This is a genomic window from Pseudomonas sp. BLCC-B112 (assembly GCF_028550695.1).
GTDB lineage: Bacteria > Pseudomonadota > Gammaproteobacteria > Pseudomonadales > Pseudomonadaceae > Aquipseudomonas > Aquipseudomonas danubii.
On sequence record NZ_JAQQGK010000009.1, the window covers coordinates 81,055 to 92,502 of the forward strand.

General features: G+C 53.3%; 8 protein-coding genes. 1 reads left to right on the forward strand and 7 read right to left on the reverse strand.

Annotation, left to right across the window (positions count from 1 at the left end):
* Positions 1–132 precede the first annotated feature (132 nt).
* Both PQT43_RS22945 and PQT43_RS22950 read right to left on the reverse strand, forming a co-directional pair.
* Positions 133–1,494 (reverse strand): phosphoribosyltransferase-like protein, encoded by a 1,362-nt coding sequence (locus PQT43_RS22945; protein ID WP_272754684.1) that lies wholly within the window; start codon positions 1,492–1,494, stop codon positions 133–135.
* A gap of 73 nt (positions 1,495–1,567) precedes the next feature.
* Positions 1,568–2,500 (reverse strand): hypothetical protein, encoded by a 933-nt coding sequence (locus PQT43_RS22950; RefSeq protein WP_272754685.1) that lies wholly within the window; start codon positions 2,498–2,500, stop codon positions 1,568–1,570.
* Between the two features lie 366 nt (positions 2,501–2,866).
* Between PQT43_RS22950 and PQT43_RS22955 the strand changes: the two genes are divergently transcribed.
* Positions 2,867–3,466 (forward strand): hypothetical protein, encoded by a 600-nt coding sequence (locus PQT43_RS22955; RefSeq protein ID WP_272754686.1) that lies wholly within the window; start codon positions 2,867–2,869, stop codon positions 3,464–3,466.
* Positions 3,467–3,604: 138 nt separating this feature from the next.
* Here PQT43_RS22955 and PQT43_RS22960 read toward each other — a convergent pair whose 3' ends face one another.
* Genes PQT43_RS22960 through PQT43_RS22980 form a run of 5 tightly spaced genes read right to left on the reverse strand, consistent with a single transcriptional unit; the run spans position 3,605 to position 11,418 of the window.
* Positions 3,605–4,879 (reverse strand): hypothetical protein, encoded by a 1,275-nt coding sequence (locus PQT43_RS22960; RefSeq protein ID WP_272754689.1) that lies wholly within the window; start codon positions 4,877–4,879, stop codon positions 3,605–3,607.
* The gene (locus tag PQT43_RS22965; protein ID WP_272754690.1) at positions 4,879–5,883 is read right to left on the reverse strand and encodes a hypothetical protein; all 1,005 of its coding nucleotides are present in this window, start codon (positions 5,881–5,883) and stop codon (positions 4,879–4,881) included. The genes PQT43_RS22960 and PQT43_RS22965 overlap by 1 nt, the downstream gene beginning before the upstream one ends.
* A complete protein-coding gene (locus PQT43_RS22970; RefSeq protein ID WP_272754691.1) occupies positions 5,880–8,192 on the reverse strand; it encodes a site-specific integrase in 2,313 nt (770 codons plus the stop codon). Before PQT43_RS22970 ends, PQT43_RS22965 begins: the two co-directional genes overlap by 4 nt.
* Complete coding sequence (locus PQT43_RS22975; RefSeq protein WP_272754692.1) at positions 8,189–10,408, reverse strand: hypothetical protein; 2,220 nt, start codon at positions 10,406–10,408, stop codon at positions 8,189–8,191. Before PQT43_RS22975 ends, PQT43_RS22970 begins: the two co-directional genes overlap by 4 nt.
* Positions 10,409–10,467: 59 nt before the next feature.
* Positions 10,468–11,418, reverse strand: a complete 951-nt coding sequence (locus tag PQT43_RS22980) for a deoxynucleotide monophosphate kinase family protein (RefSeq protein WP_272754693.1) — start codon at positions 11,416–11,418, stop codon at positions 10,468–10,470.
* Between the last annotated feature and the right edge of the window lie 30 nt (positions 11,419–11,448).

The following is an 11,448-nucleotide window of genomic DNA, read 5'->3' on the forward strand; positions in this document are numbered from 1 at the left end:
GCCTTCTGGCGCCAGCCTTCGATAGCGAACACCACGAAGGTTGCCAACCTCCAGTAGGCGTGAGATCGTCCGACGGTAAGCATAATTTGCTCCCAAAAACGCCCCGCGCACCGCGCGGGATACTAGATTCCGCTACTGCGGAGCCCTCAGTTGCAACGGATAATACGGAGCGAACAGATCCGGGGCCACAAAAAACTGCTTTCCCTGGCGTCGGAGGAAGCGGATGGCTTTATGGCCCGCTAGTGTCAGTGCTCCCGTGTTGGTGAGCCAGCCTCTGCGGATGGCGCGATCTCTTGCGCTGATGAGCGAGTCGATTGAAAGCGGAAGTACCCTGCGCAACTCTGCAAGTCTTCTCTTTCCCTGCGAATGGGCGAGCAGGATGATCATCGCTGACTTGTTCTGATCGGTGTATCTCTTGAAACGGGGAGACGTTGAGAACTCTGGGAGGTTTAACTCGTTCAGTGCGTTGCTGATGATGTTGCCCATGTTGATTTGTGAAGACTGCCAGAGATTTTCAGTGACGCGATTGGGGAAAAGTGGAGCCCACTTTTTTGAACCCCTGGTTTTGTCCTTAACGAAAATGGCCGGCATGTTGTTCGGCGCACCGTGCTCGAAGGTTAATAGTGCTGCTGTGCTTTCCCAGCCTAAGGGCTCTTCGCTAAACGCACCATACTCTTGGCACAGCTCGATCATGTCGGCCAGGTCGTCACCAAAGCTGTTGAAGAGGGTTGGGCACTCAGTCACTACGCGGACTTGGGGTGAAAGTCTGTGGTCACGAACCTTTTCAATACCTTGTAGAGTTCCGCTATAAGCCAGAACCCAAAACTTGATAAATTTTCCTGCGTTCCAGCTTCTAATTGATGCAACATTCCACATGGAATCAAGCATCCTTGTAGCACGATCTCCACTGCCAATGAAGTCGCTCAGAATAACGAAGTTTCTGATCTTGGAATCTCTGACATTGTCCGCAGCAGGCTGTAGAAAGAAACGAGTCGGGTTGGATCGGCAGAGCGTATTCGCTATCGAGGCTACTAGGCCTTCACTTCCTACATCCTGTGTTTTGAAAGTTAGTGATTGGACGACATGCATCGCTGCGCCATACGCCCGAAGATGCTTCTTTTTAGACCTGGTATTAAGCGTCTTTTGTTCTTTGTAGATGGGCGGTGGGAGCTTTAATTGGGTTTTCTGTATTTCGCGCTCGATGAATAAAGCTGAAGTTTGCTTTAGCGGGAGCTCATTTTTGATTAGCCTCACGAGGCTATTCTTGAAGTCGCTAAGGGGGCAGTAGTTCACGGAGTCGACGAGTTTTTCTGCCAGGGCTCGATCGGAAGGCCTGTTGTCGAACTGGCTGAGCCAAAGCTGTGTTCTTTCTTGATCCTTCAATGGCTGCATCGCGCGAGTCCCTTTTGTTCGTTGCTGTTTGCTTGCTGGACGGTCTTCAGTCAGGCGGCCTTGGCTGTGGTCTTGGCCGACGGCAGTGGTGCAGAGCTTCATGAAGCGCTCGGCTCAAAGGCTGGCACTGAATGCGCGCCTCGCCCAGGGCAGCGCGATACGTACCATTAACAAGTTACCTGTCGATTTTCGACACCTGGGCTTTCAGAACTAAGGTCAACGACAATCTGCGTTTGGTGAAGGTTTTGAAGCGTCCGTCCCTCGGGGCTTTCTCGGGTGCGCTAGTGGAGGGCTTCCACATGCCCAAGACTAAGACTTTACTGTCTTTCTCGATGCCCTTGAGCCACGCTGGATCCCTGGCCCAAATACTCACCTCTAGGCCAATGCCATTTTCCGAATCATTCGGATCGACTCGGAATTTGTTCATTTGCAGATTGATAACGTTCTTGGTCTTGTCACCCCTGATTTCAGTCCTGATGCTGCTCACTGAGCCCTGGATCGCAATGGGGTGTTGAACGGCGTTGTGCGACACTGCGTAATACGCCTCTGCGTGGCGCTCAGTCTCGAAATAGAACTGATTCCAAGCAACCTTCACATTGCCTTCAAACACCAGCTCCAGATGCTGTTCGATGTCCTGGTCATTGTCACAGAGCGCGCGAAGCTTCAGGGCTCGCTTGGCGGAGTTGATGTAGGCTGGAAGAAGGTTTGGGTTGTGGGTGTAAGTCCGACCCGCTGTGGCCCGGGTGCCTCCATCGTCAGCGAAGTTACGGCCACCTGTTTCCAAGGCTTCTTTGATCATCACCAGCCGCATGCGGTATCGATTGTGCTGGATGCTTTCGATCAGATCCTCGGACGTGCTCGCAATTTCCTCTATTTCCTCGTCAACCCCGAAGCGACAGTTCACGGCGTGGGCACCGTTAGGATACAGACGGAAATAGCCTTGGACGAAGACTGGTTTGTCATACATCTCCCGCGTGTACGGGGGATTGTGGGCGACTGGGGTGCCGCATTTGCATTGCAGGGGTTCGGCACCCGTACCCTTGGTATACGCGTCTGCTTCCCATCGATCGCCGTTCTGGTCGAAGGCGTGATCCATTTTGATGCCCATACAAACCCCTCATCTCAAAGTCGGATCAGATCCAATCTCATGTCGAGTACCACGTGGCCGCCTTGCGCTCGACTTCGTGGTAGTCGATACGGTTGCACTCCTGATCTCACGGACAGCTCTAGCGCCTGGGTGTCTGGCTATGAGCCATCAGTGTACTGATCGAGGGAGGGCCTGCAAGCATGAGGTTGTGTTGCGCTACCGAGGCCACTGTCCATCCCAGAACTCTCGTTTCGAGGGGGCTGGTTGCAGCAGGGATGGCTGCGTCCAGTGATGTTTTACTGCTGGCCGCTTAGTATGGGGCTTCAAGTTGGCCATCGGGTCGACTCAATGGCTGAACGCTGCGCTGGCTTGCCACGAAGGAAGGGTATGAAGTCTGACGAACACGCAATGCAAGCTGCTCAACACCCTGGCAGGGCAGATGCGACCGATGCGCCTCTGGAACAGGAAACTCCTCGACAGGGTAGAACCAAGAAGGCCCCGAGCGAGGCGATCCACTGTAAAAGGTTTATCCGACGACTGCAGACAGACAACGTTCTGACTGCGTTGATGGCTTTCAGTGATCGTGATCTCCAGTCAAATCTGCGAACCTGGGATCTTGCATGTGAGCTTTACACGGCTGAGCAGCTTGCGCAGATTTTCGACGAGTTGGTGCAGTCCAGTGACTATTCGTTCGGCAGATTGACGCAAGAGCTGATGGGCTCTTTTGATCGACTCCGAGATCCCGATCCCGATATGGACTATCCGTCTGTAGCCGCTGCCTGTGCCGCCGTGAAGCGTGAGGCCAGTGCACGTCTGGCGAAGGGTGATCATCATTGGGCAATGCTGGATCCTGAGACGGGCCGTTCGCCGCATCGAGGCGAAGGTCATGGATGGGATCGGATGACCGTGGCGTTGTTCGACCGGATGCTGGATGACAAGCTGCCAAGGGCATTAGATATGAGGTTTGCAGGCGATCTAGGGCTTTGACCTAATGGGGATGGTTGATGCTAGGGATCGAATGTGCTGCCGCTCGAAGGCGCTCTAGCTTCTGTAAGCTTGCCTCCCTGGGTTGCTTGGCACCTGCTGCTTTGATGCAGGTGCTAGGCGACTAAATCCTCTCCTTGATTATCCGAAGACTTCCAGCTGCGCGTTGATGTTGAAGTCCTCAGTGATGATCTCATTCACGTGGCCGCCTTTGGCCATTACCAGCGAGCGAGCCAGATCCAGGTAGTGCTTGTAGGTGGTGATGGGATCGGAGTGCCCCATCTGGTTAGTCAGCACCTGCACGAACGCAGCGTCGATAACATCGGCAGCAGGGGTCAGCAATTTGTTGCCATGGTGTTGCGCCATCATTACCGTCGGCCACCAGTGGCGGGACTGATAAAAATTGTTGCTCTTGCGGAACGTTGGGTCTTTCTCGTGGGCTATCTTGCACGCGTAGTTCGTCGCATTCGTGATCATGTCCTCATCGACAGGTACGCCCTCAGCATTCAAGAAAAGGATTGATGGGGGGCAAGGCTTCCCAAACTTCTCCTTGTATTTTTTCTTGCGGGCGGGGTACTCGGTGGACGTGTAGGTGTCGAAGAGATCCTTGAGCGCGTAGGCCGGAATCTTGATTGTCCGCAGCTTCTTCCCCTTCCCAAGGATTTCGCATTCAAAAGTCCCTTGATCTTTCGGAAGCTCTGAGTAGGGAAGCAGATGTCGGTTTTTTCCCTTGCCAAGGTAAGGTAACTGGCACAGTTCCATCGGGCGAATCGCGGTCGCCAAGGCGAAGTTGAACAGCACGGCGTACACCCTGTCCGGATAGGTTTTGAGCAGCGTCTTGATGTCCTTGTTGGTGATCAGCGACTTTGGCCGTTTCTGGTGGGCACGCCTATCCAAGACACGGATAGGATCTGCGGAAATCCTGACGCCGGCCTTGCGCTTGACGTAGTTGAGCATCCTGTCCTGCTTGAAGTTAGCTACCCAGGTCTCCAAGTGAATTTTGACATTCGTCGTGAAGCCAGATTTCACGACCCAAGCGAAAAACGCCTGTACGATCTTGGCGTCCTCGAACGTCGTTGCGGTTGTTGGACTGTCTCTGTCCTGTCTGACCCGCTCGCTTTGCCGATCCAACTGCCACAGCTGGATTTCCAGATTGGTGGTGACGGCATGGTAGTCCCCGGGGCTTAGGGAGTGGTATTTCGGGCGCGTAGACAGGAACTTGTAGAACATCGCTATGACACCTGCATAGCGTCTAGACGTCTGCTCGGAGCTTCGGGACTGCTCGTACAGATACAGGTTCGGAACGCTGAGCAGCAGTGCCTTGGGCTTCGTGTGGGCAATCAGAACGTAGTGCTCCACTGGCATTTCCAGAAGGGCACTCGTGTACGAGATGAGTTTTTTGTCGATGGTCAGCATCAGTCTCCCTGCCTTACTCGAAAGACCCGTACCTCATCGAAACCCCAGGTGATCTGAGGCATCTTGGCTTTCGAAGCGTCCAGAAACTCCTCTTCAGGTATGCCCCTGAAGCCGAATTTCCGTTTGGCAGCAACGATCGCTTCTGAGCTACTGAAAGGCACGTGAATGGTGATCCGGTGTACAGGCTTGAGGTCACTGAGGAAAACCCCCAAGTCCTCTTGGCTGTACCAGGGTAACTGCGTCACCACTGTCAGCTTCCCTTCCTGAGCAGGAAGCCTGTCGGAGAAAGTCTGGAACGTTGAGATATACCTTTCCTGGAAGATATGCAGCTCGATCTGGCTGGGGGCTGGGAAGCGGTTCAGCGTCTCTATGATCTTCTTGATTTCTGCCTCCTTGGCATCCTCAAAATGATCGAAATTCTTGTCCTTGTGATAGGCGGTGCACGCCTTCTCCAAGTTGAGAGCTAGGGTCAGAAAATTCTTGGCATCCTTGGTGAGGCCTGTCCCTGCTCCTTGCGCTTTCCCGGGCAAGGCAGAGGCGGCAACTTCCATCTGCAGCTTGGTGTGACCGAGCTCCATCTGCCGGAGTTTGCCTTTCAGCGACTCGTTATGAAGGCTTTGGGTCGTCAGCAGCGAATTCACTTCCATGGCATTGAAGGCAATGATGTCGTTGTTCATCAGCGACGTGATGTGCTTGTTCGATGCTTGCTCCAGATCCTTTTTATGCTGGGCTTTGAGCCGCTTTATCTCCTCTTGAAGCGTCGCGACCTCCCGGTCGCGTTTTTCAAGGAAGGCCAAGGCTGAATCGCTGTCCTCGTTCAGCAGATCGAGAATCGAAGCCCCAAGACTGTAGGGCTTAAGGTCGCTATAAAAACGGTTGAATGACTGGCGGCTTATGCCTGCGCGGGTCGAAAGCTCATGGATAGCCAGCTTTGTAAGGCCATGCTCAAGCTGGTGTTCCTTGATCAGCTCAATCAACCGGGCACGTGTATCGATAGTAGTCATGCTTGCACCTGCACGGCAGGAATCAACTCAGGCCCTTTATGGAGCCGCTCCAGATGCGCAGTGTTGCCGGCGATCTTGTCTCGCAGCATCTTCTTGGCACGCTCACTGAGGGTGTCGGAGGCATTTTCAAGCATGTTGGCATAGAACCTGACGTTGTCCTCCATCGCTACGCGAGCCTTCTCCACCACCACTGCGTGCTCGCACGAAACGTCACACCAGGTCGGATCAGGAAGAGCATCCACAACATCTCCCTGGCGTGCTGCCAGGCATGGGGGCAGGTTAGGAGTCGAGTAAGTCTCAGTACTCAGGCAATAGCTACCCACAGCCGTTCGGTGGATGAACAGCGGCTCTCCTGACGAAAGCAGATTGGAGATGTATATAAAGATGGTGACCTGCAGTCGTGCGCCTTGGAACGCCTCGGGACGTGCACGCACACGTTCGAGCAGGCGGTCAGCGCTCGGGCCCGAAGAAGCACTGGTTGTGACCGCATGGATCAGTTCCGTGAACTCCGCCGTGTAGTTCTGCTCAATCGCTTGGGCGACGCTGCGGACGAGGTAGGGGTTACGACCAATGTACTGGAGCGTCATCGAATAGCTTTTGTGTCCGAACAGGTGCCGAATGATGTCGATGTTACGTTCGCTCCTGTTGATCAGGATCTGGGCGATGGTCTTCCGGAACCGGTGGGTGTGGATCCGGTCGATACCCGTGGCCTCTTCGAGCTCGCGGGTCACCTGGTGCAGCATGTGACCGGTAGGCTTATTGATCACGCGGCGGCCTTTGCAGGACTGGAAGAGATACCCCTGGCCGATCATGGTGTAAACGCTGCGTAGCTTCTTCAAGTCCTCAATCCGATCGCCCAAATATTTAGGCAGCGGAAGATAGTCAACATCTCCGTGAAAGTTGGGATCCTCACTGGTCTTGAATCGAGTCACCCGCAAGGTGTAGTTGCCCTCACCATCCTTCGTAACGTCTTCGAAGCGTAACGCTTGCATCTCGCTCACGCGTAGTCCGGTGACGAGCGCCAAGAGTATGTAGATCGCGTTGCGGACGTTGTCGATGGCAGCGGAGTAAGAGTTGATCCAGTTGTAAACGTAGGATTTAAAGGTCGAAGGTACGCCTTCGTATTGGTAAGAATATTTATTCTTACTAGCAGCTACGATGGTCTGTCCTTCTACAACGATATTGAATTGTTCCTCAATCTCTGGATCCTCTTTATATCGAGTGATCGCGGACTTCTTCTGTTCGTCGATTTTGTTCTCTTTGACGTAGTCAACGAGATTCAAAAGCCTTGGCAGAGCTTGTCTCGTCCAGAAAAGAGCGTGCGTGACCAACGTGCCCAGTTCTTCCTCGGAAAACGGCTTCCAAGTGCCCATCGACCCAGAAAACTGCATCAGATCTTTCTGCCGCTCTGTGGTGTCAACCGAACGCATGTCGACCATAAGTGCCAACCCGTCCGGCATCAGTCCCTGCGAGCTGAGTGAGCCCCAAAGCCGGATCAGATAAAACAGCGACAGGTAGTGGCGCATGCTGGAAGCAGTATTTTTAGCTTCGTTCAACGCGCCGTTGAGGAGACGTGCGTTGATCAATTTGATCGACTCGGCATCACCATCGAGGAAATTGTTTTTGAAGATGTAACGTTCTAGCAGGAAGAACAGGCTCGCTTGCCACGTCGTGGTGCTGTAGCTGCGGATCGTCCCGAACGGCGCGAACTCAGGGATCACGTAGTAGATCAGGGCTTTCTTCAGGGCGATCAGGGGCGGCGTAAGTCCTGTGAAAAGAACCTTTTTCGGCGTGCCGTAGCGGTTGACGAACAACACCCAGGTATCGTCGCAGTACATCGAGTGCTCCGAGATGGGGAATGCGCCATCAGGGAATTCCTCAAGCTTGATCTTCAAGGTGCTCAAACGCTGAACCAAGGTGCCGCCAGTCTCAGCCATCAGAGCGGCGAGTTCTGCCTCGGCTACTTCTTCCAGGTCGCTGTTGAACTCGCTTTGTAGCTCATCCTCTAGGTCATCCAGGTCGTCGTCGGAATCTGCATCATCGCTATCGTCAGCGTCCTCGGAATCGTCATCAGCCCCGTTGGCTTTGCTTGCTTTCGCTTTAGTTTTTTTTCTGGCCTTTGATGGCTTGCTGTCAGGTGCATCCAGGACGGTTTCTTGAGTGCTGCTCGACGGTTGAGAGGACTTCGCCACAGCCGGCGCCAGTGTGCTAGTCATCCCCTGGGTAACCTCGGGAGAAATGGGTTGCTCGGTCGAGCTAGCGGACGCCGAGGAGGGGGCTTGCAGAGGCTTCTTATTATCGGTGTTCATTCCATGTCCTCATCTTCAAAAATCAGCTGCAGAAATGTCAGGTCGCGAGGGAGTAATGGGATGCCCTTGCGTTGCATGGAGCGCTGATAGCGAGCCGCCTCCACGACCTTGTCCTGCTCATCCCAGTTGTCCAGCACGTAGTTCAGGGTCGACAGTTCGGAGTCCAGCGTGTCGCTGAATTCAGAGTCATTCTCCGGACGCTCATCAATGAGTTCGGTGACGTGAATTCGTCGTTCGATCAGATATGGAAGGGAGTCCTCGTACAGGTTGACTCGCTTGCAAAACATGCAGTTTCGAATCGAGTAGCAGCGGTCACCAGGCTTGACCTCGACATCCGCACCCGGCCAGGTGGGTTGACGCTGGTTGTCACACCCCCAAAGCGATTTCTCCATGCCTGGGATGTGGAAAATTTTCAGAGGAAGCTGAACAGGCAATTCCGGTTTTTTCGCGCCCAGCATGCCCTCCCACCGTCCTTGGAGGAACAACTCCATAATCTCCTCAAGCTCGGAGCGCAGGCGTTGCATGCGCTCCTGAACGGCGGCCCCGGAGCTGTCGTAGTGGACGTCAGTGGTGGTGGTGTTCTGATGCCCCATCTGCATTGCCAGCAGACCCAAACCTGCGCCTTTGACTTTGCGTTGGAACAGCGACCACGTGGGGCGTAAGCGTTTGGTCAGCTGCTTCGCACTCGTCAGTCGGTCGCCGTTTTCGTAAATTGGGTACGCAATGAGGAAATCCTTGATGCCCCGCTGGAACGCTTTGCTATTGGTCGCGGAGGTGTGTCTACCACCCCGACCGACCCATACTGAGTAGTAGCGCATGCATAGAAAGAGCTTGTTATAGATCAGGTTTTCCTGACCTTTGGGAATGGAGTCATAGTCATAGGGCAGCAATGGCTCCGACAGGGCGCTAGCAAGCTGGATCAAGTTGTAGCTGGAGTAACGATCAGTTTTGCTGCTGACCGCCACAATGTCCTTGGGCGCGTAGTAGGGTTTGTCCAACCCTTGCGAGCGGTTCTTTTCAGACTGGAGCAGAACCTGTGCTTCCGACATGGCGCCGGTCAGAGGATGCTCACAGTTTTCCTTGTCCACCGCGAGCACGGTTTCCTTGTTCCAATTACTTTGCAGCATGATGAAGACGAGAATGCACGCCATGTCCATCATGCTCGGGTAATACATGGCCAGCAGGTCATCCCAGGGCTTCACAGGGTAGCGGACAAGTTTCGACAAGCCGCACCTGTTCCACCTAAATAGCATCAGTTGGATGATGTCTTCGCAATCTTGGAGAGATACAAGCTTCTTTGCGGTGAAATGGTGGGCGATCTCGTCTAGTGAGATCTCGAATGGATAACCGTTTTCCAGCAAAGTCTTAAGCGACCTGGCGTCGTCAGGATTCCAATGCCACAGGCTATTCTCGTCAAATGGGTTGACGGGCCTGGCAAACCGAAAACACTCTTCGCGCGCCTCGAACACCTTTTTGAAGGCGGCCAGAGTATTAGGTGTATCCAACAATGCCTTCAGCTCAGGGTCGGTTGAATGCTTGAGCTTGAAGTACAGGTTGCTGCTAGTGAGCTTCTGTTTGCGCTCAAGCTTATCCTGGGCCCATTTGAAAATATTGGCCTTGGTGTACTGGGGGGTGTGAGTGTCAAGGATCTGCTGGTATTCGTAAGGCTGTGCAGAGTGCACAACTTCTCGGAACTCCAGCTTCTTGTACATAACGTCTGCGTGGGCTTTCAAGGCACTCACCAGGTCATTATACGCACCGTCAGTAAATGGCTGGTTCACCTTCTTAGGAGGTCGAGGAACCGGTGGCAACATCAGGTTGGGTAAGACATCTGTAAGCTTGCCAACGTACTTGATCGCCGACTTTAGCTTTGTAGCATTGATGCCCTTCTCATTGTTTTTGAGAAGGTAGTTGTGAAAGTTCATGAAGACCTCAGCAGTGAGGTCGGTCAGGTGCACGAGCTTGAGTGCATCTGGGTTGCGGCTATTGTGTTCCAGTGCAAAATCAAAAAAAAGAATCACCGACTGGCGCAGGGCGTAGCCAGATAGTCTCCGGTGAGTAGCGGCGTACTTAATAAAAACGAGATTTAACGCCAGGCAAATGGGTCTTTTTTTATCATAGAAGGGGTGCGACTGATATGTGCACTCAATAGGCAGTGAGTCAGTTGTGGGTGCAAGGTCGTGTGTCCCTACAGTAGGAACTTCAAAAATAGACACGGTGGAAAAACCTCGGTTAATGGGCTCGCGGTTGTTTTGGCTTTATTCTTGTTTTTATTTTATATGCGAGTATCGGTGTCGGCTGCTTTGCCGTTTGTTTCCAAAATCCCATCTCTCTGTTTTTCGGCGGTTAGCTTGGTCTGAAGAGTGGCCCAGGCTTGTTCGAGTGCCGAAGTGTAATTTTCCAAAGTGCCATTGTTATAAATGATGGTGTCCTCTGGATTGACTTTGATTCCAGCTTCGGATGAGTGTGTTTTGACGGACTCGACGTTGTCACGGATGATGTGCCAGATTTCACCGTTTAGCGTGCGGATGAAATGAGCTTCGTTTTCAAAGCGAATATCTTTAATGATGATGACTTCTTTGTTAGTGGCATCGAAGATTGGGGCTTTGAATGTGGTTTTGTTATTGGAAGTTTGGGTGCTTTTTTTGTTTAGAATGTCTTGTTTCTTTACGCTGTCCTGAATGTGCTGGGTGCGTTGAGCGTCAAAGTCAGGAAAGTCCCGGTAAGTCATGGCTTTCAGGGTCTGAAGCATTTCTGCTGGCGAGATCTTCCAGTACTCATCAGGGGTCTCACGAAGATCAGCATCCCATGAACGGTCGGGCAGGGCGAAGATGGCACTGACGGCTTTGATGAAAGGCGCGTCAGGATCGGTCGCGCTGATTGGGTTCCGGGCATGCGGGGATGGAGAGGTGTCAGGGTGGCCTGCCATACCATTGATCTCCAGATCGGCACGCTTGAGCCAATGCAAAGGATCATGGTCACGCATCCATTCAGTGCCCACCCGTTGGAAGAACTCACGAGGGGACTGACCCCAAGCATCCAGTCGGGTCTCCTTTACGGTATCATCCCAAGTCTCAGCGTCTGTCAGGACGAACAGGGCTTGGCAACCACGCTTCAACGGATCAGCCAGGGCGTAGGCGGCCACCCCAGGGTGAGCCAGCAGGATCGAGGCGGCTGTGTCCTTCCCGGAGCGCGCTTTGGCAGCAAGTCCTAGGATTTTTTTCATGTAGAGACTCCTCGGATGCACCGGTTTTCT

Excerpts from the sequence above, each read along its gene's own strand:
- PQT43_RS22945 (WP_272754684.1), bottom strand. The coding sequence starts at position 1,494 with ATGAAGCTCTGCACCACTGCCGTCGGCCAAGACCACAGCCAAGGCCGC.
- PQT43_RS22950 (WP_272754685.1), bottom strand. The coding sequence starts at position 2,500 with ATGGGCATCAAAATGGATCACGCCTTCGACCAGAACGGCGATCGATGG.
- PQT43_RS22955 (WP_272754686.1), top strand. The coding sequence starts at position 2,867 with ATGAAGTCTGACGAACACGCAATGCAAGCTGCTCAACACCCTGGCAGG.
- PQT43_RS22960 (WP_272754689.1), bottom strand. The coding sequence starts at position 4,879 with ATGCTGACCATCGACAAAAAACTCATCTCGTACACGAGTGCCCTTCTG.
- PQT43_RS22965 (WP_272754690.1), bottom strand. The coding sequence starts at position 5,883 with ATGACTACTATCGATACACGTGCCCGGTTGATTGAGCTGATCAAGGAA.
- PQT43_RS22970 (WP_272754691.1), bottom strand. The coding sequence starts at position 8,192 with ATGAACACCGATAATAAGAAGCCTCTGCAAGCCCCCTCCTCGGCGTCC.
- PQT43_RS22980 (WP_272754693.1), bottom strand. The coding sequence starts at position 11,418 with ATGAAAAAAATCCTAGGACTTGCTGCCAAAGCGCGCTCCGGGAAGGAC.